The organism is Pseudomonas sp. (genome assembly GCF_030684895.1).
GTDB lineage: Bacteria > Pseudomonadota > Gammaproteobacteria > Pseudomonadales > Pseudomonadaceae > Aquipseudomonas.
The window spans coordinates 1-22,417 of record NZ_JAUXXP010000005.1; the positions used below are offsets into that span (position 1 = coordinate 1).

The window sequence follows — 22,417 nt, forward strand, 5'->3', positions numbered from 1 at the left end:
GGTGATCAAGCGTATGGCCTATGGCTTCAGGGACTCGGACTACTTCTTCCTGAAAATCAAGGCCGCCTTCCCCGGGAAAGCGCGATGAACCATAAAAAAGGCCACCCGAAGGTGGCCTTTTCTCAGCTCAAAAAGCCTTAGGCTTTTTTCACTTCCCAACCGGTCAGCTCGGCCAGGGCCTTACCGATGTCAGCCAGGGAACGCACGGTTTTCACACCCGCGTCTTGCAGGGCTGCGAACTTCTCGTCTGCAGTACCCTTGCCGCCGGAGATGATTGCACCGGCATGGCCCATACGCTTGCCTGGAGGCGCAGTAACGCCGGCAATGTAGGACACAACTGGCTTGGTCACGTTAGCCTTGATGTAGGCAGCGGCTTCTTCTTCAGCCGAACCGCCGATCTCACCGATCATCACGATCGCTTCGGTCTTCGGGTCTTCCTGGAACAGCTTCAGGATGTCGATGAAGTTGGAGCCTGGGATCGGGTCACCACCGATGCCGACGCAGGTGGACTGACCGAAGCCGGCGTCAGTGGTCTGCTTAACAGCTTCGTAAGTCAGGGTGCCGGAACGCGACACGATGCCTACTTTGCCTGGCAAGTGGATGTGGCCCGGCATGATGCCGATCTTGCACTCGCCCGGGGTGATTACGCCTGGGCAGTTCGGGCCGATCAGGACCACGCCCAGCTCGTCGCACTTGACCTTGGCTTCGAGCATGTCGATGGTCGCGATGCCTTCAGTGATGCAGACGATCAGCTTGATGCCGCTCATGGCCGCTTCAAGGATCGAGTCCTTGCAGAACGGAGCCGGCACGTAGATCACGCTGGCAGTGGCGCCAGTCTGCTCAACTGCTTCACGCACAGTATTGAACACCGGCAGATTCAGGTGAGTGGTGCCGCCTTTGCCCGGAGTCACGCCGCCAACCATCTTGGTGCCGTAAGCGATGGCTTGTTCGGAGTGGAAAGTGCCCTGCGAGCCGGTGAAGCCCTGGCAGATAACCTTGGTGTCTTTATTAATCAGGACGCTCATTATTTGCCCTCCGCAGCTTTGACAACTTGCTGAGCAGCGTCGGTCAGGCTGGTTGCCGCGATGATGTTCAGGCCGCTTTCTGCCAGGACTTTAGCGCCCAGTTCAGCGTTGTTGCCTTCCAGACGGACGACAACCGGAATTTTCACGCCGACTTCTTTCACTGCACCGATGATGCCTTCGGCAATCATGTCGCAACGAACGATACCGCCGAAGATGTTTACCAGTACGGCAGCGACGTTGCTGTCGGACAGGATGATCTTGAAGGCTTCGGTCACGCGCTCTTTGGTTGCGCCGCCACCTACGTCGAGGAAGTTGGCTGGCTTGCCGCCGTGCAGGTTGACGATGTCCATGGTGCCCATGGCCAGGCCAGCACCGTTGACCATGCAACCGATGTTGCCTTCCAGGGCAACGTAGTTCAGTTCGAACTTGGCAGCGTGGGCTTCACGCGGATCGTCCTGGGACGGATCGTGCATGGCACGCAGCTTCGGCTGACGGTACATGGCGTTGCTGTCGATGTTGATCTTGGCGTCGAGGCAATGCAGGTTGCCATCAGCCTTGATCACCAGCGGGTTCACTTCCAGCAGGGCCAGGTCATAGTCCTGGAACAGCTTGGCCAGGCCGATGAAGATCTGGGTGAACTGCTTGATCTGATCACCTTCCAGGCCCAGCTGGAATGCCAGCTCGCGACCCTGGAACGGCTGAGCGCCGACCAGCGGATCGATGGTCGCCTTGAGGATCTTCTCAGGAGTGTCGTGGGCGATCTTCTCGATGTCCACGCCACCTTCGGTGGAGGCCATGAATACGATACGACGGCTCGAACGATCAACAACGGCGCCCAGGTACAGTTCCTTGGCGATATCGGTGCAGGATTCGACCAGGATCTGATTGACCGGCTGACCATTGGCATCAGTCTGATAAGTCACCAGACGCTTGCCCAGCCAGTTGGCAGCAAAGGCCTTGGCGTCTTCTTTGCTCTTAACCAGCTTCACGCCGCCAGCTTTACCGCGACCACCGGCATGAACTTGAGCCTTAACGACCCACTCAGTGCCACCGATTTTTTCGCAGGCTGCTGCGGCTTCTTCCGGGGTGTTTACCGCGAAGCCCTTGGATACGGGCAGGCCGTATTCAGCGAACAGCTGCTTACCCTGATACTCGTGGAGATTCATGCTTGTCTACCGTCTTCGTTTAGGTATTGCGCATACGGTGCTGCACTTGTGATGCCGCACCACCTGTGACTGCTTCTGCAGCAATCCGGCTGACGTTCCGCGCAGAACCTGAGCTGTACGCGGGCAGTCGGCCGTGGTTCTTCCTGTTGAGCTGCACCTTCACCGGTACACAACGCAGGTGAAGGCATCCGCTCAAACAAACAACGACTTAACGCTTGCTGTTAACGCTTTTTACGGTTGGCGACGTGGATGGCGTGGCCATTCACGGCCAGAGCAGCTTCGTGCAGCGCTTCGGACAACGTCGGGTGGGAGAACACCATCATCCCCAGATCCTCGGCGCTGGTGCCGAATTCCATACCGATTGCACCCTGCTGAACCAGTTCGGCAGCGCTTGGGCCAATCACGTGTACACCGAGAACACGGTCAGTGGTGGCATCGGCGATCACTTTCACCATACCGCCGGTGTCGTTGGCCGCCATGGCGCGACCGCTGGCGGCGAACGGGAAGGTGCCGACGTTAACGGCAACGCCTTCGGTCTTCAGCTGCTGCTCGGTCTTGCCAACCCATGCGATTTCCGGGTGGGTGTAGATAACCGATGGGATCAGGTCGTAGTTCATCTGGGCTTTGTGGCCGGCGATGCGCTCGGCAACCATGATGCCCTCTTCCGAAGCTTTGTGAGCCAGCATCGCGCCGCGCACCACGTCACCGATGGCGTAAACGCCCGGTACGCTGGTGGCGCACTGATCGTCAACGAAGATAAAGCCACGCTCGTCCATGTCGACGCCGCTATCGGCTGCCAACAGGTCGGTGGTTACCGGACGACGGCCGACCGCAACGATCAGCTTGTCGAACACGATTTTCTGCTCGCCTTCGGCGTCGGTGAAGTTGACGGTCACCTGCTTCTTCTTCACTTCCGAACCAGTGACGCGAGCGCCCAGACGGATTTTCAGGCCTTGCTTGGTGAAGGTCTTCAGCGCTTCTTTGGCGATCTGCTCATCGGCAGCCGGAAGGAACTTGTCCAGCGCTTCCAACACAGTCACTTCAGCACCCAGACGCGCCCAGACCGAACCCAGTTCCAGACCGATTACGCCAGCGCCGATCACGCCCAGCTTCTTCGGTACGCTCTGGAATTCCAGGGCGCCGGTGGAGTCGACGATCACATCTTGATCAACTGGAGCCGGTGGGATGTCAATCGGCTTGGAGCCGGAGGCCAGGATCACGCTGCCGGCTTCGACGATCTGCGTCTTGCCATCAGAACCAGTGACTTCAACCTGCTTGTTCGCCAGCAGCTTGCCGTGGCCTTCCAGCAGGGTCACACCGTTAGCCTTGAACAGGGTGCTGACGCCACCAGTCAGGTTCTTCACGATATTCGACTTGCGCGCGACCATGGCCGGCACGTCGATGGTCACGCCTTTGGCTTCGATGCCATGGATGGCAAAGCCTTCCAGCGCTTCGTGGTACTTCCAGGAGCTGTCCAGCAGCGCCTTGGACGGAATGCAACCTACGTTCAGGCAGGTACCACCGAGGGCAATCTTGCCTTCTTTGTCCTGGTACTTCTCGATGCAGGCCGTCTTCAGACCAAGCTGGGCCGCCTTGATGGCCGCAACGTAACCGCCGGGGCCTGCGCCGATGACTACCACGTCAAATTTCTGGGTCATGCTTCATTCCTTCTCGAATTCAGGCAAACGGCCCCTCGTGAGGGCCGTTGGATAAGGGCTGCGGCTTAGATGTCGAGCAGCAGGCGCGCCGGGTCTTCCAGCAGGTTTTTGATGGTCACCAGGAAGCTGACCGCTTCCTTGCCATCAATCAAACGGTGATCGTAAGACAGCGCCAGGTACATCATCGGACGGATAACTACCTGACCGTTGATCGCCATCGGCCGTTGCAGAATGTTGTGCATGCCGAGGATGGCAGCCTGCGGTGGGTTGACGATTGGGGTCGACATCATCGAACCGAAGGTGCCGCCGTTGGTGATGGTGAAGGTGCCACCGGTCATATCGTCGATCGACAACTTGCCGTCTTTAGCCTTCTTGCCGAAGGTGGCGATACCACCTTCGATTTCAGCCAGACTCATCAGCTCGGCATTACGCAGTACCGGAACCACCAGGCCACGATCGCTGGAGACGGCAACACCGATGTCGGCAAAGCCGTGATAGACGATGTCGCTGCCGTCGATCGAGGCGTTGACTGCAGGGAAACGCTTCAGCGCTTCGGTGGCGGCCTTGACGAAGAACGACATAAAGCCCAGGCGTACGCCGTTGTGGCTCTTCTCGAACAGGTCTTTGTACTTCGAACGCAGCGCCATGACTTCAGTCATGTCGACTTCGTTGAAGGTGGTCAGCATGGCCATGGAGGACTGTGCTTCGACCAGACGCTCGGCGATCTTGGCGCGCAGACGGGTCATCGGCACACGCTTCTCGGTACGGTCGCCAGCGGCGAATACCGGAGCGGCAGCAGCAGGTGCAGCCGGTTTGGCGGCAGGTGCAGCGGCTGGCGCATTCTTCTTCGCTTCAACGGCAGCCACCACGTCTTCCTTGGTGACGCGACCGCCTTTGCCGGTGCCGGCGATGCTGTTCGGGTCGATGCCGTTTTCTTCGGCGATCTTGCGTGCAGCTGGGGACAGGATCTGATCGTCGCCTACGGCAACGGCCGCAGCGGCAGCAGGTGCCGCAGCCTGAGCGGCAACAGCTGGCGCAGGTGCAGCCGCGCCGCCCTCACCCAAGGTGCCGAGCAGTTCGTTGGACAGGACGGTGTCGCCTTCGTTCTTGATGATTTGCGCGAGGACGCCGTCGGCCTCGGCCAGCACTTCGATCACTACTTTGTCGGTTTCGATGTCGACGATCAGCTCGTCGCGCTTGACCGCATCGCCCGGCTTCTTGTGCCAAGTGGCAACGGTGCCATCGGCAACCGATTCCGGGAAAGTAGGGGCTTTGATCTCGATAGCCATTGTGTGTGGTTCCTTAAATTCGGTTTCTTCTAGCAGGCGGCCCAGTTGGCCGCCTGTTGCGCGAAGGCGTTAAACAGTAAAGGCGTCTTGCAGGAGTTTTTCCTGCTGTTCGGCGTGCAGCGATGCATAACCACAGGCAGGTGCGGCAGAGGCATCACGACCGGCGTACTCGAGGAACAGCGCTTTCTTGTGCGCTGTCGCCACGCGACGCATGTGATGCTGGCTGCAGTACCAGGCGCCCTGGTTCATCGGCTCTTCCTGACACCAGACGATGTGTTTGAGGTGCTTGTACGGAGCCAAAGCCTCGTTCAAATCATCTTCCGGGAACGGATAGAGCTGCTCGATACGCACAATGGCGATGTCTTCGCGGCCTTCGTTGCGGCGTTTCTCCAGCAAGTCGTAGTAAACCTTGCCGCTGCACAGAATCAGACGCTCGACTTTCTTCGGATCGATTGCATCGATCTCTGGAATCACGGTCTGGAACGAGCCTTCGGCCAGATCTTCCAGGGTCGAGATGGCCAATTTGTGGCGCAGCAGCGACTTCGGCGTCAATACGACCAATGGCTTGCGCAGCGGACGGATCACCTGACGACGCAGCAAGTGGTAGATCTGCGCCGGTGTGGTCGGTACGGCAACCTGCATGTTGTGTTCGGCGCACAGTTGCAGATAACGCTCCAGACGCGCCGAGCTGTGCTCAGGCCCCTGCCCTTCATAACCGTGCGGCAGCAGCATGGTCAGACCGCACAGACGGCCCCACTTGTGCTCGCCACTGGAAATGAACTGGTCGAACACCACCTGGGCACCGTTGGCGAAGTCGCCGAACTGCGCTTCCCAGATCACCAGCGACTGCGGCTGGGTGGTGGCGTAGCCGTATTCGAAGGCCAGTACCGCTTCTTCCGAGAGGAAGGAGTCGTACAGATCGAAACGCGGCTGACCCTGATAAAGGTTCTGCAGCGGCAGATGGGTGCCGGCGTCCTTCTGGTTGTGCAGCACCGCGTGACGGTGCGAGAAGGTACCGCGACCGATGTCCTGCCCGGTCATGCGGATCGGGTGGCCTTCGAACAACAGGGTGGCGTAAGCCATGGTTTCGGCGTACCCCCAGTTGATCGGCAGCGCACCTGCGCTCATCTTCTGGCGGTCTTCGAGAATTTTCGCCACCTGGCGCTGCACCACAAAGCCGTCTGGAATTTCCAGCAGTTTGTTGGACAGTTCCTGCAGGGTTTTCAGCTCGAAACGCGTGTCGTGACGCGCAGTCCAGGCATGACCCAGGTACGGACGCCAATCGACGAACAATTCCTTGTTTGGCTCTTTGACCAGGCTCTTGACCACATGCTGGCCGTTATCCAGCGCAGTACGATAGTCGTCGATCTTGGCCTGTACCTGATCAGCTGAGTGGCCCGCCGCCGCAGTAAGCGCGTCGGCATACAACTCACGGGTGGTGCGCTGCTTGCTGATTTGCTGATACATGATCGGCTGAGTGCCGCTCGGCTCATCAGCCTCGTTGTGGCCGCGACGGCGGTAGCAGACCAGATCGATGACCACGTCACGCTTGTATTGCATGCGGTAATCGACGGCCAGCTGGGTGACGAACAGCACCGCTTCCGGATCATCGCCATTCACGTGCAGGATCGGCGCCTGGATCATCTTCGCCACATCAGTGCAGTACTCGGTGGAACGCGAGTCCAGCGGGTTGCTGATGGTGAAGCCGACCTGGTTGTTGATCACGATGTGGATGGTGCCGCCCGTCTTGAAGCCACGGGTCTGCGACATCTGGAAGGTTTCCATGACCACACCCTGACCGGCAAACGCCGCGTCACCGTGCAGGGAAACTGGCAGCACTTTCTCGCCAATCGCGTCGTTGCGACGGTCCTGACGGGCGCGTACCGAACCTTCGACCACCGGAGAAACGATCTCCAGGTGAGAGGGGTTGAACGCCATCGCCAGGTGTACTTCGCCGCCAGCGGTCATTACGTTGGAGGAGAAACCCTGGTGGTATTTCACGTCACCGGAAGAAAGACCTTCGGTTTTCTTGCCTTCAAACTCGTCAAACAGGTCGCGCGGGTTCTTGCCGAAGGTGTTGACCAGCACGTTGAGGCGACCACGGTGGGCCATGCCGATGACGATTTCCTTGGTGCCGTAGGAGCCGGAACGCTGGATCACTTCATCGAGCAGCGGAATCAGGCTCTCGCCACCTTCCAGACCGAAACGCTTGGTGCCCGGGTATTTGGTACCCAGGTATTTTTCCAGACCTTCAGCTGCGGTCAGACGCTCGAGCAGGTGGCTCTGCACCTCAACCGAGAATTGTGGACGACCACGGACGCTTTCCAGACGCTGCTGGAACCAGCTGCGCTGCTCGGAATCAACGATATGGGTGAACTCGGCACCGATGGTGCGGCAATATGTCTGCTGCAACGCATCGCGAATTTCGCGCAGAGTAGCCTCTTCCTTGCCAATGAACAGCCCACCAGTACGGAAGGTGGTGTCCAGGTCGGCATCAGTCAGACCATAGTGATTGATTGCCAGATCAGCCGGCACAGGACGCTTCCAGAGGCCAAGCGGATCGAGCTGGGCAGCCTGATGGCCGCGCATGCGATAAGCCTGAATCAGGCGCAGCACTTCGACTTGCTTCTTCTCGTGCTCACTGCTGACGCTACCAGCGGACACCGGTTGGGCGCGACGCTGATTTTTAGCGAGCAGGACGAAATGATCGCGAATCGTAGAGTGCGATACGTCTGTGGCGGCGCTGCCGTCAGTCGGCAACTTCTGGAAGTAAGTGCGCCACTCTTCTGGCACAGCGTTGGGATCGTGCAGGTAAAGCTCATAGAGCTCTTCCACATAGGCAGCGTTACCACCGGATAGGTGGGCACTGTCCCACATGCGCTGCATCACGCTTTCTTGCATGCTTGGTCACCCTCGGTAAGGGGACACCACCGGCGAAGAAACCGCATGGCTGTCAGTCCTGAAGCAGCGACTGATAAGCCACTACGGATCCCGCAGATAGTCCGGGCACCAGCCCGGATGCCCCTGCTGGTCGTCATATTTTTCAAATTAAGAACCACCGCTTTGTGAGCAGCAGCCCTGGCTAAAACTACGGCGCTGGGTTGAAAGCAGCGCCGCAGGTGTTACAGGTCTAGCAAACAACCGTGAATCAGGTACCGCTCTGCAGCAACATGTTGCGTACATGGCCGATTGCTTTGGTCGGGTTGAGACCCTTAGGGCAAACGTTCACGCAGTTCATGATGCCGCGGCAACGGAACACACTGAACGGATCATCCAGCGACGCCAGACGCTGTTCGGTCTGGGTATCACGGCTATCCGCCAGGAAACGATAAGCCTGCAGCAGCGCAGCTGGGCCGAGGAACTTGTCTGGGTTCCACCAGAACGATGGGCAGCTGGTGGAGCAGCACGCGCACAGAATGCACTCGTACAGACCGTCCAGCTTCTCACGCTCTTGCGGCGACTGCAGACGCTCGATGGCCGGAGCCGGCGTATCGTTCTGCAGGTATGGCTGCACCTTCTCGTACTGCTTGTAGAAGATGCTCATATCAACAGCCAGGTCACGAATGACTGGCAGACCTGGCAGCGGGCGAACCACCAGCTTGCCGCCTTTCAGGCCAGCCGCCGAGATCGGCGTAATGCAGGCAAGGCCATTCTTGCCATTGATGTTCATGCCGTCGGAACCGCACACGCCTTCACGGCAGGAGCGACGATAGGAGAAACCCTCGTCCTGCTCCTTGATCAGCGCCAGTACGTCAAGAACCATGATGTCCTTGCCGCCGGTGTCGACCTGGAAATCCTGCATAAACGGCGCAGCATCTTTTTCCGGGTTGTAACGATAAACGCTTACTTGCAACAGATTGGCTTGCGACATATCAGGCACCCTTAATAAGTCCGGACCTTGGGTTCAAACGCTGGGACTGTCTTCGGCGAGAAGTTGACCGAACGCTTGCTCACGCGCTTTTCACCTGGGATATACAGGGAGTGGCACAGCCAGTTTTCGTCGTCACGTTCTTCGAAGTCTTCACGAGCGTGAGCACCACGGGATTCTTTACGAACCTCGGCAGCGATCGCGGTGGCTTCCGCCACTTCGAGAAGGTTTTGCAGTTCCAATGCTTCGATACGCGCAGTGTTGAATGCCTGGCTCTTGTCCGCGATTTTGACAGTCGCGATCCGCTCACGCAGGTCGGCCAGTTGGGCAATGCCCTTCTGCATGTACTCACCGGTGCGGAACACACCGAAGTAATTCTGCATGCAGTTTTGCAGCTCTTTACGCAGCGGCGCGACATCTTCGCCGGTGGTGCGTTCGTTGACGCCCGCCAGACGCTTGAGCGACAGCTCGATGTCGGTTTCGCTGGCGCCACGAACTTCCACGCCTTCTTTCAGCGCTTTTTCCAGGTGAATACCAGCGGCGCGGCCGAACACCACCAAGTCGAGCAGCGAGTTGCCGCCCAGACGGTTGGCACCGTGTACCGATACGCAGGCCACTTCGCCTACAGCGAACAGGCCTTCGATGATCTTATCGTTACCGTTGGCATCCTGAGTGATGGCCTGACCGTGAATGTTGGTCGGCACGCCGCCCATCATGTAGTGGCAGGTCGGAATCACCGGAACCGGCGCAACTACCGGGTCAACGTGAGCGAAAGTCTTCGACAGCTCACAGATACCAGGCAGACGGCTGTGCAGCACGTCTTCGCCAAGGTGATCGAGCTTGAGCAGTACGTGGTCCTTGTCCGGGCCACAGCCGTTGCCGGCGAGTACTTCTTTAACCATCGAGCGCGCCACTACGTCACGACCGGCCAAGTCTTTGGCGTTCGGCGCATAACGCTCCATGAAACGCTCGCCATGGGCGTTGATCAGGTAACCACCTTCACCACGGCAACCTTCAGTCACCAGCACTCCAGCGCCGGCAATACCGGTCGGGTGGAACTGCCACATCTCGATGTCCTGCACCGGCACGCCAGCACGCAGGGCCATGCCCACGCCGTCACCGGTGTTGATCAGGGCGTTGGTGGTAGAGGCGTAAATACGACCGGCACCGCCAGTGGCCAGAACCACGGCCTTGGAGCGGATATAAACGGTTTCGCCGGTTTCGATGCAGATGGCGATGGTGCCAACTACGGCGCCGTCCTGGTTCTTCACCAGATCGACCGCGTACCACTCGTTAAGGAACGAGGTGCCAGCCTTGAGGTTGGCTTGGTACAGGGTGTGCAACAGTGCGTGACCGGTACGATCCGCCGCAGCGCAGGTACGCGCAGCCTGAGTCGGGTTATTCGGGCCTTTGGACTGGCCACCGAACGGACGCTGATAGATGCGGCCCTGCTCGGTACGGGAGAACGGCAGCCCCATGTGTTCCAGTTCAAATACGGCTTCCGGACCCACGGAACACATGTATTCGATCGCGTCCTGGTCACCGATATAGTCGGAACCCTTGACGGTGTCGTACATGTGCCAGCGCCAATCGTCGTTCGGATCGGCCGAAGCGATGGCGCAGGTGATGCCACCTTGAGCGGACACAGTGTGCGAACGGGTCGGGAAGACCTTGGTCACTACTGCGGTTTTATGACCACCCTGAGCCAACTGCAGTGCAGCGCGCATACCCGCGCCGCCGCCACCAACAATGATGGCGTCATAAGAAAGAGTGCGAATGCTTGTCATGGATCAGTTACCCCAAAAAATCTGCACGCCCCAGGCGAAGAACGCGAACATGGCAACGCCACACGCAGCCTGGAACAGAAAACGCACGGCAGTCGCCCACTTACCCAGCGCCATTGGCGTCAGGTAGTCGGTGGAAATTGTCCACATGCCAACCCAGGCGTGGACGCTGAGCGCCACCAGGGTCAACAGGCTGAAGATACGCATTGCGTTATTGGAGAACAGCGCCTGCCATTCGGCATAACCCAGACCCGGGTTACACAGGATAAAGCCAAGCAGAAACAGCACATAAGCCGCGAGGACGACAGCAGACACACGCTGCGCCATCCAGTCATACAGACCCGAACGCGAGAAGTTCGTGACATTGGTTACCATATCCACACCCCCAGCAGCACGATCACGATCGTCGACACGACGAGAACGATTTTCGAACCCAGCTTGCCGCCTTCCAGCGTCTCACCGATGCCCATGTCCATGATCAAGTGGCGTACACCGGCCACCAGGTGGTACAGCAGAGCGGACAACAGACCCCAAATCACAAACTTAGCCAGCGGGCTGGTCAAGCATTCCTGCACCTGGGCAAAGCCCTCTGCGGACGACAGCGACTTGTCGAGGCCATACAGCAGAATGGCGATACCGACAAAGAGGATGACACCGGAGATACGGTGAAGAATGGACGTGTAAGCAGTGATTGGGAGTTTGATAGTCCTAAGGTCTAGGTTTACAGGTCTTTGGCTATTCACGGCTTTTTAACACACTGAGAGCCCCTAACTATCAGGGCAAAGTTGTCGGGAAGTGCACTGGTCAGGTACCCATCACCCAAGGAGTGACAACTACCAAAAGACAGGCTAAAGCCCTTGGTAGCTGGGCGCAGAGTATAGACAGTTAGGTTACTAATGACAACGCAAAGCCCCCTACCTAAAAGCGCATTGCACACCTCTAATAAATGGCGTAAAGAGCCGCTTTAAAAGCCCGAAAACCAGCCGCAAACCCTTCTGCCGCCTGGGTTTTCGCAAATTGACATTCGAATTTATCTCACTATAGTGGTGCGGGCCCTGCGTGGGGGGCAGTCAGATGATTTCAAGCATAACTAGGAGGCCAAACATGGCTGACAAAAAAGCGCAGTTGATCATCGAGGGCGCAGCCCCCGTCGAGCTGCCCATTTTAACCGGCACCGTTGGTCCCGATGTAATTGACGTGCGGGGCTTAACCGCCACGGGCCGTTTCACATTTGATCCTGGCTTTATGTCCACCGCCTCGTGCGAGTCGAAGATCACCTATATCGACGGCGACCAGGGCATCCTGCTGCATCGCGGCTACCCCATCGAACAGTTGGCAGAGCAATCCGATTACCTGGAAACCTGCTACCTGCTGCTGAACGGCGAATTGCCGAACGCAGAAGAGAAAGCCAAGTTCGTCAGTACTATCAAGAACCACACCATGGTTCACGAGCAACTGAAGACCTTCTTCAACGGCTTCCGCCGTGACGCTCACCCGATGGCCATCATGTGCGGCGTAGTCGGTGCCCTCTCGGCCTTCTACCACGACTCGCTGGACATCAATAACCCGCATCACCGCGAAGTATCGGCCATGCGCCTGATCGCCAAGATGCCAACCATCGCCGCCATGACCTACAAGTACTCCATGGGTCAGCCGATGATGTATCCGCGTAACGACCTGAACTACGCGGAAAACTTCCTGCACATGATGTTCAACACTCCGTGCGAGATCAAACCGATCAGCCCGGTGCTGGCCAAGGCCATGGATAAGATCTTTATCCTGCACGCCGACCATGAGCAGAATGCGTCGACCTCCACCGTACGTCTGGCGGGCTCCTCAGGCGCCAACCCGTTCGCCTGTATCGCAGCCGGTATCGCCGCCCTTTGGGGCCCGGCGCACGGCGGTGCCAACGAGGCCGTACTGAGCATGCTGGATGAGATTGGCGACGTTTCCAACATCGACAAATTCATCGCCAAGGCCAAGGACAAGAACGATCCGTTCAAACTCATGGGCTTCGGTCATCGCGTTTACAAAAACCGCGACCCACGCGCCACCGTGATGAAACAGACCTGCGACGAAGTACTGAAAGAGCTGGGTATCAAGAACGATCCGCAGCTGGAACTGGCCATGCGTCTGGAAGAAATCGCCCTGACCGACCCGTACTTCAAAGAGCGCAACCTGTACCCGAACGTCGACTTCTACTCGGGCATCATCCTCAAAGCCATCGGTATTCCGACCAGCATGTTCACCGTGATCTTCGCCTTGGCGCGGACCGTCGGCTGGATCTCGCACTGGAAAGAAATGCTCTCCAGCCCGTACAAAATTGGCCGCCCACGCCAGCTGTACACCGGTTACCCGCAGCGCGACATGAAGAAGTAATTCAGTTCTCGCCGCACAAAAAGGCTGCCCTCGGGCAGCCTTTTTTATTGCGCTGAACAGGTCAGCTTTACGGCTGTTCAGCCAGCTGACGCAGCCCCTGCAAGGTATTGAACGGTGCATCCACGACAAAGCTGTTGGCCAACCAGGCCGGCACGCTGCCACCCGGTTCAGAATGCACCTCGTAGATCACCTCGATTTCACCTTCACGCGGCGTAAGACTCCAGAAGCCCTCAACCTTGCTCACCCGCACAAAGCCCTGCTGCTGCGGCAAATAGTCGGCAACCCCATGCAAGGTGCGGGTTACCCGACCGTCGGCATCCTGCGTGGTAGTCACCTGCAGGATCGAATCGCGCGGCTGCACCGGCCAGGGCGTGTGGAAGCGGCTGTAGGCCCAACTCAGATCGCCATCATGCTTGAGCAGTTTCTGCTCGCTGCAGGCATGAATCCAGGCGCAGGCCGCACTGACATCATCCTGCAGGGCCAACAAACGTGGCATATCCGCTCTATACGGGTGACACCACGAAACGCCTGAAAGCTTGAACCGGGAATTTGCTGCAAATAGACCTGAATACCCGCTTCATCCTTGACCAGACGCCATTGCGCCGCCTGCGCCCCGCTCACTGCCAGCAACGCGACAACCCCCAAGAGCAACCCTGTCAACCGCACCATCATGCCTCCGGCAGCAGATAACCCTGGGTCACAGTATCAGACTGCAACTGCCGTGCTCTGCTCCAGCCAGCCAATCAACTGCAGGGCCTCTGTGGTATTGCTGCCGCACACATACTCGGCGGCATGAAACGCCGAACATACCGCCGGCCGCTCAGGCTGGCCAAAGATCAGGCAGTAGTTATTGGCATCCAGCTGCACACAGCGCACACCCGCCGGCTTGCCAGCGGGCATACCAGGGATGGGGGAGCTGATCGAGGGGGCAATGCAGCAGGCACCGCAGCCGGCACGACAATTCATGGCAGAAGAACCTCAAAGCAACAGCACGGGTCATGGGCCGACGATTCTACGTGGGCGCAGGCGGCTTGGCAGCCGGCCAGGTGCAGATTCAGGCAAGCGGTAGGCGCAGGCGAAACTGCGTGCCCTGCCCTGGCGCGCTGCGTACCTGCAGCTCTGCGCCGAGAATATCCACCGCCAACTGATGAGTGATATGCAGGCCAAGCCCGGTACCGCCACGCCCACGCCGAGTGGTAAAGAACGGATCGAAGATCTTCGCCAGCACCTCATCACTCATGCCGTCGCCGTTATCACTGACTTCGATCACGCACTCACGGCGCATTTCATCGTACTCAACCCGTACCGTGACCACGCCGTTCATACCCGAGTCGAAGGCGTGAATCAGTGCATTGTTGATCAGGTTCTGCAGAATTTGTCCCAAAGGCCCCGGATAGCTGTCGAGCATCAGACTCTGCGGTAACTCCAGCTGTACCCGATGGTTTGACTGCTTGAGCTTGGGGGTAAACAGCAACATGACCTCGCCAACCAACTCAACCAGATTAAAACGGCGCCGTTCGGTACTCGCGCGGTCGCTGGCCAGTTGCTTGAAAGCCCGCGTCAGCTGCGCCATGCGCGTCAGGCTATTGAGGATGATCGCCAGGCCTTCATCATTGCGCTGCACAAAGCGCTCCAGCGCGGAACGCTGCAATCCTTCACCGAGGCTCTTCTGCAGACTCTGATTGCCTTTATCGAGGGTGGACGCGGCCATGCTGGCGGCACCAATCGGTGTATTCAGCTCATGCGCCACGCCGGCGACCAAAGTACCCAACGAGGAGAGTTTTTCCGCCTGGAGCAAGGCGCCGCGCGTGCGCTGCAGCTGCTCCACCGTGTCACGCAGCTCAGAATTGCTGTGCTGCAACGCCTGGCTGCTGACTTCCAACGCCTCGCGCACCTGATTACGCTCGAACTCCGCCAGCCCCAGGCGCAATACCACCAGCAGACCAAGAGAGAGCATCACACAGACGAACAACAACACCTGCCAGAACACTTGCCCACGTAAGCCCTGGACCTGCTCCAGTGGCAGGTGCGAGACCAGTAACCAGTACTCACCCGCAGCCACATCCTTGCCATTGCCCTGGTAAGGGTCGAATTTATTAAAGGCCCAATAACCACCGCGGTCGCTAAACACGCCATTGCGTGCTGCCTGCATCCGTCGCCAGCTATCCGGAAAGCGGCTGGCCAGGGTCGCCTCAGGCTTACCCAGGGCAAAGCCCCAGGCATCCTGCGCATCGGCGGCGAGCATCCAGTAGCCCTCATGGTCGACCAGGGTCAGGTTGTTGCCATAATTTTTGGATACCTCGGCCAGACGCTGCAGCAGCACTTGCCCCAGGTAATTGAGAATCAGAATGCCGCGCCGCTTGCCCTCGCCATCGAAGATCGGCTCGGCACCGCGCAGAGTGGGCTTTAGCGGTTGTTCGACGATGCCGGAATCGGTATTCAGATCAAAGCGCGACAGATAAAACGCGCCCTCAGGCAGGTTCATGATTTCCACGAAGTAGTATTGCTGAGCCTGGTTATGCAATAGCGCCTGATCACGCGCCACAGGCTCACCATCGCGCCAGTCGACCCGCACCTGCTCAGCGCCACGCTCATCCAGCCAGCGAATCTGGTCATAGACCCTGCTGCTACGGGCGAACTCGACAAACAGCTGACTCAGGGCACGCCGGTTGTCCGCACTGGGGTCCTGCAGCACGTCAGCCAACAACGGCTGCTGAGTAAGAAATTGCAGGTTACCGCGCAAGGTCGCCAGGTGCCGATTGAGCACGCCGACACCCTCGTTCAGGCTGATCTGCTGGCCCCGCAACAGCGGCTCAAGCCGTGCATCCAGCAGGCGCTCGTAGAGCAGCGCCATCAGCAGCAGGATCAGCAGCGTCCACGGCACAAATAGCAGCAACAGATTGCGCTTGACCGGTTGCGACAACAGCCTGTCGCGCCAGGATTGCTGCATCAGGCCGAGCGCTCCGGCCAGTCCTTCAGCCAGTTCAACAGTTCAGCACAGGCCATTGGCTTGGCAAACAGATAGCCCTGCGCCTGCCGACAGCCATGGCCGAGAATCCAGTCAGCCTGCTGCTGTGTCTCCACACCCTCGGCAATTACCTGCATGCCGACCCGCGCAGCAATCTGGATTACCGCCTCAGCGATCATCTGCTGGTCGCTGACTTCGCCGATTTCCAGGACGAAACTGCGGTCGATTTTCAGCCGATCAGCGGGCAGCAAACGCAAGTAGCTGAGCGATGAGAAGCCGGTACCGAAATCGTCGATGGCCACTTCAACGCCCATGGCGCGCAGCGCCCGCAGTTTTTCACAGACGGTATCAAAGGTGCGCATGGCTACCGACTCGGTAATTTCCACCTCAATCTGTTCAGGCAACACCCCGGCCGCCTGCAGGTGCGAATTAAAGCGTTCGATAAAGTCATGCTGCAGCAGCTGCGGCGCGGAGACGTTAACGGCCACGCGAATATGCGCATAACCGGCATCAGCCAGCTGTTTCGCTGCCTGCAGGGCCAAGCGCATCAGCAGATCGCCCAGCGGCAGGATGTAACCAGTGGCCTCGGCCAGGGGGATAAAACTCAGCGGCGGGACCATCTTGCCGTCGGCCTTGCGCCAGCGCGCCAGGGCTTCCACACCGGTGACGCGGCGGGTTTTCAGGTCGATCTGCGGCTGCAACTCGACGCTGATCTGCCCGGCCTCCACCGCATCGCGCAAAGCCAACAGCATGCGGTAGGACTCGGCATGCGCACCTTGTAGGCGCGGATCATAGACGCCGTGCTGGTCATGACCCAGGCGCTTGGCCTGTTTCAGGGTCAGCAGCGCATCCTGCAGAGCCACGCTAGCGCTACCAGTAAAGTCGGCCAGGTGCATGGTCACGCTGCTCAGGCTGTGCACCTGGCCAAGCTCATAGGGGCGTTTATGCCGGCGAAACAGCGCCACCACGTCTGCGGCATTGACCTGCGTTTGCGGGCCGAGGATGGCAAACAGGTCATCACGTACCCGTGCAATCAGCACCTCAGGGGTAAAGGCATCACGCAGCTTCTTCGCCACCAGACCGAGGATAAAATCGCCATAACCGGTGCCAAAGGCGGTGTTGGCCCCGGAGAAATTGTCGATATCGATCAGTACCAGCACACGCTGATCCTTGGCCTCGGACTTCAGCGTCATCTCCAGCATGCGAATCAGCGCATTGCGGTTGGGGATCTTCAGCAGGTCGTCCTGGTAGGCCATTTCCTCCAGGCGGCTGAACAGCGCGACGTTGTACAGGCCACGGCTGATACTGGCGCTGAACACCTTGAGCAGCTCCAGCTCGGTGTCATTCAGCGCCCGCGCGCTGTCGATGTAGCAGGCGTAGTCTGAACCGGCCTGAAAGCGCGGAAAGAACAATACTGTGCAATCGCTCAGGCGCAGGGTCTGTTGCGCCTGCAGGCATTGGCGCACCGCCGCTGCGACCTGCGGCTGCAACACGTCCAGATTGGCATCGATGCTGTCGAAGAAGCGCCCGCTGGCGCTGACAATCCGCGCATTCGGCTCGGCCGTGGCGTCCCCTTCATCGGCGCGCACACAAACGATGCCCTCAGTCTGCAGATTAAGCAGCGAAGTGATTTCCGACAGAATCTTGGCCGACAGCTCGCGGGTATTTTTTGAGCAGAACAACGCATTGCTCGATTCGACGATCATCTGCAAGCCACGCCGGGCGCTGGCTACAGCCCGGAGCTGAGCATAACCGCGCACCGCTGCAGTGAGCACCGTCAGCAAGCGTTCGGCACTGAGTTCACTCTTGGTCCAATAGTCATTGATGTCGTAATCACGCATCACTTCATGGGCCGGCGCCAGGCCTGGCTCGCCGGTCAGCATCACAACGCGGGTTTCGCGGTTACCGATCACCTCGCGCAGTGCCTTGATCAGGCGCAACCCGGCGTCTTCGGTTTCCATCACCACATCGAGCAACACCAGGGCGATGTCATGGTGCTTGGCCAGGAGCATCGAGGCTTCACGGCAGCTGAACGCCTGGATCAGCTCAATGCGCCCGCCCAGCAGCTCCAGTTCGCTCAGGGCAAAGGCGGTGGCGCGCTGAAAGTCGGCGTCATCATCAACCGCCAGTACGCGCCACACGGGCTGGCTGGTAGTGCCGGGAAGGTCGTCGTTGCTGAATGCAATTTGATCATCCATGAACAGTGCCCGCATGCCTGAAGAGTGAGAACAGCGCCGAATCCTGCCTGGCTTTGAACCCAGTATAGACGGCTGTTCTCAGGCGCCAGGCAATCGCCAGTGGTTTAGCGCTTGTGCAAGCGGGCAAACAGGCTGGACGTGTCCCAACGGCCGCCGCCCATGCCCTGCACATCGGCATAGAACTGATCGACCAGCGCGGTTACCGGCAACTGCGCGCCATTAGTACGGGCCTCAGTCAGCAGAATAGACAGGTCCTTGCGCATCCAGTCCACGGCAAAGCCATGTTCGAATTCACCGGCCAGCATGGTTTTATGGCGATTCTCCAACTGCCAGGACTGCGCCGCCCCCTTGCTGATCACCTCCATCGCGCCATGCGCGTCGAGCCCCGCGCACTCGGCGAAATGCAGCGCCTCGGACAAGCCCTGCACCAGGCCGGCGATGCAGATCTGGTTGACCATCTTGGTCAGCTGACCGCTGCCGGCCTCGCCCATCAGTCGGGCCATACGTGCATAAGCCTGAATGATCGGCTCGGCTTTCGCGTAAGTTGCCGCCTCACCGCCGACCATGATGGTCAACGCGCCGTTCTGCGCGCCGGCCTGACCGCCGGATACCGGCGCATCGAGAAAGCCCAGCTGGCGCGCAGAGGCCTGTTCGGCCAGTTCACGGGCGACCTGCGCCGAGGCGGTGGTGTGGTCGACCAACACCGCGCCGGGCTGCATGCCGGCGAAGGCGCCCTGCTCGCCCAGCACTACACCGCGCAAATCATCATCATTGCCCACGCAGACCATCACAAACTCGGCGCCTACGGCCGCTTCACGCGGGGTTGGCGCGTGGCTGCCGGCGTATTCGGCGGCCCACTGCGCAGCCTTGGCGGCGGTGCGGTTGTACACACACACCTGATGCCCGGCGCGCGCCAGATGCCCGGCCATCGGGTAACCCATTACGCCCAGCCCGATAAACGCCAGCTTTGCCATATCCACCTCCTACCTTCGAGCGCCATCCACAGCGCGCGTTTCTGCTTAACCCCCATATCCGCGTTGCATGGCGGATACGAACCCGGCTGCAAGCATGCCCGCCACATGAGGCCAGCGCCAGTACAGCCATAGGGCAAAACTGTATGGATGCACCCGACCAATAGACTTTACCCAATGCCGATCCTGCTTCCATACTCGCTGCACGCTAAGGAGGGCTTATGCAGCATTGGCTGGTAATCGACCTGGAAGCCACCACTGAAGAAGGCGGTTGGCCGGTCACAGATATGGAAATCATCGAAATTGGCGCCAGCCTGGTCAACGCTGGCGGCCATGAGATCGAGTATTTCCAACGTTTTGTGCGGCCCACCCGGCGCCCGCATTTGACCCATTTCTGTCGTCAGCTCACCCAAATTAGCCAAGCCGATGTCGATGCCGCCGCGCCACTCAGTGCGGTGTGGGCACAATTCGAACGCTGGCTGCTGGCCCATCAAGCACAACTGGCGGGCTGGGCCAGCTGGGGCGACTACGACCGTCGCCAGTTCGAGCAGGAGTGGCGCGCCCACGGGCTGGAGAGCTACCTGAGCCAGATCCCGCATATCAACCTGAAAAAACGCTTTGCCGAAGCGCGTCAGTTGCCTAGCCCGATCGGCCTGAAAATGGCGCTGAATCTGGCCGGCCTGCAGTTCCAAGGCCAGCAACACCGCGCCCTGACCGATGCGCGCAATACCGCCCGGCTGCTGCCGCTGGTTTTGCCTGTGCAAAGCAGATGACGAAGAAAAACCGCTTGGGCATACTGGCGGGCCTTTTTTATGGTCAGCCATCCCTGGCGACCACCCCGAGGGCCGTCGCTACACGACGTTAAAAATGGCTCCCGGCCATTTTTTGATGGCCTGCCACTCCTGGCAGCCAGCCTTTTCAATCCCCCCTTTCGAGGAACTGCAGATGTTCAAGGTCAATGAATACTTCGACGGCACCGTCAAATCCATCGCCTTCGGCATGGCTGAAGGCCCGGCCACCATTGGCGTGATGGCTGCAGGCGAGTATGAATTCGGTACCAACCAGCTGGAAATCATGCACGTGGTCGCCGGCGCCCTGACCGTGAAACTGCCAGGCAGCGACAGCTGGGAAACCTTCACCAGCGGCAGCAAATTCACCGTACCGGCCGACAGCAAGTTTCAACTAAAGGTCGCAGCCGATACTGCCTACCTGTGTGAATACCGCTAAGCCTTAGCCGTGGTGCATAAAAGCCGGCCTCCGTGGCCGGTTTTTTTATTACCGGATAGATAATTCAAAGGAACAGCCATGCCGCGCTCAACGCAATTCTCTCTGGTGATCCTGCCGATCATATTGCTGCTGATTGCCATGACCTCGATCCAGAGCGGCGCGTCCCTGGCCAAGGGGCTGTTTCCAGAAATCGGCGCCAGCGGCACCACCGCACTGCGCCTAAGCCTCGGCGCGTTGATCCTGTGCGTGCTGATGCGACCCTGGCAGGCCAAGCTGACGCTGAAATCCTGCCGCTCGCTACTGGCCTATGGGCTGTCGCTGGGCAGCATGAACCTGCTGTTCTACCTCTCGCTGAAAACCATACCCCTGGGCATCGCCGTGGCCCTGGAGTTTACTGGGCCGCTGGGCCTGGCCTTGCTGTCGTCGCGGCGTTTGCTGGATTTCGTCTGGATCGCCCTGGCTGTTTTCGGCCTCTGGCTGCTGCTGCCCACCGGACAAAGCGATATGCCGCTGGACCCGGTGGGCATAGCCCTGGCCCTGGCTGCCGGCCTGTGCTGGGCGCTGTATATCGTTTTCGGGCAAAAAGCCGGCGCCGAACACGGCAAGCAGACCGTGGCCCTCGGCACCATAGTCGCGGCCCTGCTGGTGTTTCCGATTGGCCTGTGGCAGGCCGGTAGTGGTCTATTTTCAATCGACCTGCTGCCCATCGCCCTCGGCGTAGCCGTACTGTCCTCGGCACTGCCCTACAGCCTGGAAATGGTCGCCCTCACCCGCCTGCCCGCGCGCACGTTCAGCATCCTGATGAGCATGGAGCCGGCGATTGCCGCGCTCTCCGGCCTGCTGTTCCTTAGCGAGCGCCTGACCCTCAGCCAATGGCTGGCGATCAGCGCGATCATCCTCGCCTCGGCCGGTGCGGCGGCAACGATCAAACCGAAAGCTAAGCCGCTTTAGCGCCAGCGCGTGCCCGATCTGGTCTGGTCTGGTGGGAGAGGCTTTAGCCGCGACAAAGCAAAACCGCAGCGCCCCTGATCGCGGCTAAAGCCCCTCCCACAGCATCAATTAACCGCTTCCGCCTCATTGCTAAATTGCAACTCGGCCAGGCGCGCATACAGGGGGCTGTTGTTGACCAGCTCGCTGTGTGTGCCGATGGCGGCCAGCTTGCCGTGCTCGATTACCGCAATGCGGTCAGCGCTTTTTACCGTGGCCAGGCGATGGGCGATCACCAGGGTGGTGCGCCCCTCCATCAGTGGTGGCAAGGCTTGCTGAATCAGATGCTCGCTCTCGGCGTCCAGCGCACTGGTCGCTTCATCCAGCAGCAGAATCGGCGCATCCACCAGCAGCGCGCGGGCAATCGCCAGGCGTTGACGCTGACCACCGGACAGGCCGAGTCCGGCATCCCCCAAATGAGTCTGGTAGCCGTCCGGCAGTTTCATAATAAATTCGTGGGCATGCGCCGCTTTGGCTGCCGCCTCGACTTCGGCCAGCGTCGCTGTGGTTTTGCCATAGCGGATATTGTCTTCCACCGAGCCAAAGAACAGCGCCGGGTTCTGCGACACCAGGGCAAAGCTGCTGCGCAGTTCGCGAGGGTCAAGCTGCTGGATCGGCACGCCATCGATCAAGATGCGCCCCTGCTGCGGGTCGAAAAAACGCAGCAGCAGATCAAACAGCGTCGATTTACCCGCACCGGACGGCCCAACCAGCGCCAGGGTTTCCCCTGCCGCGACCTGCAGATCAATGCCATCCACGGCAAAGCTGCCGGGGCGCGACGGATAGGCGAAGCGCAGCCCTTGCAGTTCGATGCGGCCCTGCACCGGCTGGGTCAGATGCAAAGCATCACTAGCCGGCGGAGTGATTTCATTGCGTGCCTGCAGCAGTTCAGCGATG

General features: G+C 59.4%; 18 protein-coding genes and 1 pseudogene. 4 read left to right on the plus strand and 15 right to left on the minus strand.

The genetic code is table 11. From position 1 onward, the window contains the following. Positions 1-137: 137 nt before the first annotated feature. The 9 genes from sucD to sdhC all read right to left on the minus strand — a co-directional run bounded on the left by sucD (position 138) and on the right by sdhC (position 11,533). On the minus strand, positions 138-1,025 hold the full coding sequence (sucD, locus tag Q8M42_RS00885) for a succinate--CoA ligase subunit alpha (protein WP_304867778.1): 888 nt from the start codon (positions 1,023-1,025) through the stop codon (positions 138-140). Further along, positions 1,025-2,191 (minus strand): ADP-forming succinate--CoA ligase subunit beta, encoded by a 1,167-nt coding sequence (sucC, locus tag Q8M42_RS00890; RefSeq protein ID WP_304867781.1) that lies wholly within the window; start codon positions 2,189-2,191, stop codon positions 1,025-1,027. Before sucC ends, sucD begins: the two co-directional genes overlap by 1 nt. 221 nt (positions 2,192-2,412) lie before the next feature. Further along, a complete protein-coding gene (lpdA, locus tag Q8M42_RS00895; protein WP_304867783.1) occupies positions 2,413-3,849 on the minus strand; it encodes a dihydrolipoyl dehydrogenase in 1,437 nt (478 codons plus the stop codon). A 65-nt stretch (positions 3,850-3,914) separates the two neighbouring features. Continuing rightward, on the minus strand, positions 3,915-5,138 hold the full coding sequence (odhB, locus tag Q8M42_RS00900) for a 2-oxoglutarate dehydrogenase complex dihydrolipoyllysine-residue succinyltransferase (RefSeq protein WP_304867784.1): 1,224 nt from the start codon (positions 5,136-5,138) through the stop codon (positions 3,915-3,917). 69 nt (positions 5,139-5,207) lie between these two features. Beyond that, positions 5,208-8,039, minus strand: coding sequence for a 2-oxoglutarate dehydrogenase E1 component (locus Q8M42_RS00905; protein WP_304867786.1), 2,832 nt, complete (start codon positions 8,037-8,039; stop codon positions 5,208-5,210). Positions 8,040-8,286: 247 nt separating this feature from the next. Next, positions 8,287-8,994, minus strand: a complete 708-nt coding sequence (locus tag Q8M42_RS00910; RefSeq protein ID WP_304867844.1) for a succinate dehydrogenase iron-sulfur subunit — start codon at positions 8,992-8,994, stop codon at positions 8,287-8,289. A gap of 26 nt (positions 8,995-9,020) precedes the next feature. Further along, positions 9,021-10,793, minus strand: a complete 1,773-nt coding sequence (gene sdhA / locus Q8M42_RS00915) for a succinate dehydrogenase flavoprotein subunit (RefSeq protein ID WP_275962789.1) — start codon at positions 10,791-10,793, stop codon at positions 9,021-9,023. Between the two features lie 3 nt (positions 10,794-10,796). Further along, positions 10,797-11,165 carry a succinate dehydrogenase, hydrophobic membrane anchor protein gene (sdhD, locus tag Q8M42_RS00920; RefSeq protein WP_090242063.1) on the minus strand — a complete coding sequence of 123 codons (369 nt, stop codon included), beginning with the start codon at positions 11,163-11,165 and terminating at the stop codon, positions 10,797-10,799. Then, positions 11,159-11,533: a succinate dehydrogenase, cytochrome b556 subunit gene (gene sdhC, locus Q8M42_RS00925; RefSeq protein ID WP_304867789.1), complete on the minus strand. Its 375-nt coding sequence runs from the start codon at positions 11,531-11,533 to the stop codon at positions 11,159-11,161. The genes sdhD and sdhC overlap by 7 nt, the downstream gene beginning before the upstream one ends. A 361-nt stretch (positions 11,534-11,894) precedes the next feature. On the opposite strand from sdhC, the gene gltA reads away from it, so the two are divergent. Further along, positions 11,895-13,169 (plus strand): citrate synthase, encoded by a 1,275-nt coding sequence (gltA, locus tag Q8M42_RS00930; RefSeq protein ID WP_304867791.1) that lies wholly within the window; start codon positions 11,895-11,897, stop codon positions 13,167-13,169. 67 nt (positions 13,170-13,236) lie between these two features. On the opposite strand, the pseudogene Q8M42_RS00935 reads toward gltA, so the two are convergent. The 5 genes and pseudogenes from Q8M42_RS00935 to Q8M42_RS00955 form a co-directional block, all read right to left on the minus strand. Further along, positions 13,237-13,838, minus strand: a pseudogene (locus Q8M42_RS00935) (START domain-containing protein). A 36-nt stretch (positions 13,839-13,874) separates the two neighbouring features. Next, positions 13,875-14,135 (minus strand): YkgJ family cysteine cluster protein, encoded by a 261-nt coding sequence (locus tag Q8M42_RS00940; RefSeq protein WP_304867793.1) that lies wholly within the window; start codon positions 14,133-14,135, stop codon positions 13,875-13,877. Between the two features lie 88 nt (positions 14,136-14,223). After that, the gene (locus tag Q8M42_RS00945; RefSeq protein WP_304867795.1) at positions 14,224-16,119 is read right to left on the minus strand and encodes a sensor histidine kinase; all 1,896 of its coding nucleotides are present in this window, start codon (positions 16,117-16,119) and stop codon (positions 14,224-14,226) included. After that, positions 16,119-18,335 (minus strand): EAL domain-containing protein, encoded by a 2,217-nt coding sequence (locus Q8M42_RS00950; protein ID WP_304867797.1) that lies wholly within the window; start codon positions 18,333-18,335, stop codon positions 16,119-16,121. Before Q8M42_RS00950 ends, Q8M42_RS00945 begins: the two co-directional genes overlap by 1 nt. Before the next feature lie 104 nt (positions 18,336-18,439). Continuing rightward, positions 18,440-19,309 carry an NAD(P)-dependent oxidoreductase gene (locus tag Q8M42_RS00955; RefSeq protein WP_304867799.1) on the minus strand — a complete coding sequence of 290 codons (870 nt, stop codon included), beginning with the start codon at positions 19,307-19,309 and terminating at the stop codon, positions 18,440-18,442. Between the two features lie 218 nt (positions 19,310-19,527). Between Q8M42_RS00955 and Q8M42_RS00960 the strand changes: the two genes are divergently transcribed. The 3 genes from Q8M42_RS00960 (at position 19,528) to rhtA (ending at position 21,484) form a co-directional block, all read left to right on the plus strand. Further along, positions 19,528-20,079 (plus strand): exonuclease domain-containing protein, encoded by a 552-nt coding sequence (locus tag Q8M42_RS00960; RefSeq protein ID WP_304867801.1) that lies wholly within the window; start codon positions 19,528-19,530, stop codon positions 20,077-20,079. Between the two features lie 172 nt (positions 20,080-20,251). Further along, positions 20,252-20,533, plus strand: coding sequence for a pyrimidine/purine nucleoside phosphorylase (locus Q8M42_RS00965; protein ID WP_269381113.1), 282 nt, complete (start codon positions 20,252-20,254; stop codon positions 20,531-20,533). Positions 20,534-20,611: 78 nt separating this feature from the next. After that, positions 20,612-21,484, plus strand: a complete 873-nt coding sequence (rhtA, locus tag Q8M42_RS00970) for a threonine/homoserine exporter RhtA (protein WP_304867805.1) — start codon at positions 20,612-20,614, stop codon at positions 21,482-21,484. Positions 21,485-21,588: 104 nt separating this feature from the next. Here the strand turns inward: rhtA and Q8M42_RS00975 are convergent. Further along, positions 21,589-22,417 (minus strand): ATP-binding cassette domain-containing protein (locus Q8M42_RS00975; RefSeq protein WP_305282960.1); only part of this gene is annotated, 829 nt, incomplete at its 5' end.

Excerpts from the sequence above, each read along its gene's own strand:
- Q8M42_RS00960 (WP_304867801.1), top strand. The coding sequence starts at position 19,528 with ATGCAGCATTGGCTGGTAATCGACCTGGAAGCCACCACTGAAGAAGGC.
- sucD (WP_304867778.1), bottom strand. The coding sequence starts at position 1,025 with ATGAGCGTCCTGATTAATAAAGACACCAAGGTTATCTGCCAGGGCTTC.
- Q8M42_RS00940 (WP_304867793.1), bottom strand. The coding sequence starts at position 14,135 with ATGAATTGTCGTGCCGGCTGCGGTGCCTGCTGCATTGCCCCCTCGATC.
- lpdA (WP_304867783.1), bottom strand. The coding sequence starts at position 3,849 with ATGACCCAGAAATTTGACGTGGTAGTCATCGGCGCAGGCCCCGGCGGT.
- Q8M42_RS00905 (WP_304867786.1), bottom strand. The coding sequence starts at position 8,039 with ATGCAAGAAAGCGTGATGCAGCGCATGTGGGACAGTGCCCACCTATCC.
- sdhA (WP_275962789.1), bottom strand. The coding sequence starts at position 10,793 with ATGACAAGCATTCGCACTCTTTCTTATGACGCCATCATTGTTGGTGGC.
- Q8M42_RS00965 (WP_269381113.1), top strand. The coding sequence starts at position 20,252 with ATGTTCAAGGTCAATGAATACTTCGACGGCACCGTCAAATCCATCGCC.
- Q8M42_RS00955 (WP_304867799.1), bottom strand. The coding sequence starts at position 19,309 with ATGGCAAAGCTGGCGTTTATCGGGCTGGGCGTAATGGGTTACCCGATG.
- gltA (WP_304867791.1), top strand. The coding sequence starts at position 11,895 with ATGGCTGACAAAAAAGCGCAGTTGATCATCGAGGGCGCAGCCCCCGTC.
- Q8M42_RS00950 (WP_304867797.1), bottom strand. The coding sequence starts at position 18,335 with ATGGATGATCAAATTGCATTCAGCAACGACGACCTTCCCGGCACTACC.
- sucC (WP_304867781.1), bottom strand. The coding sequence starts at position 2,191 with ATGAATCTCCACGAGTATCAGGGTAAGCAGCTGTTCGCTGAATACGGC.
- sdhD (WP_090242063.1), bottom strand. The coding sequence starts at position 11,165 with ATGGTAACCAATGTCACGAACTTCTCGCGTTCGGGTCTGTATGACTGG.
- rhtA (WP_304867805.1), top strand. The coding sequence starts at position 20,612 with ATGCCGCGCTCAACGCAATTCTCTCTGGTGATCCTGCCGATCATATTG.
- odhB (WP_304867784.1), bottom strand. The coding sequence starts at position 5,138 with ATGGCTATCGAGATCAAAGCCCCTACTTTCCCGGAATCGGTTGCCGAT.
- Q8M42_RS00945 (WP_304867795.1), bottom strand. The coding sequence starts at position 16,119 with ATGCAGCAATCCTGGCGCGACAGGCTGTTGTCGCAACCGGTCAAGCGC.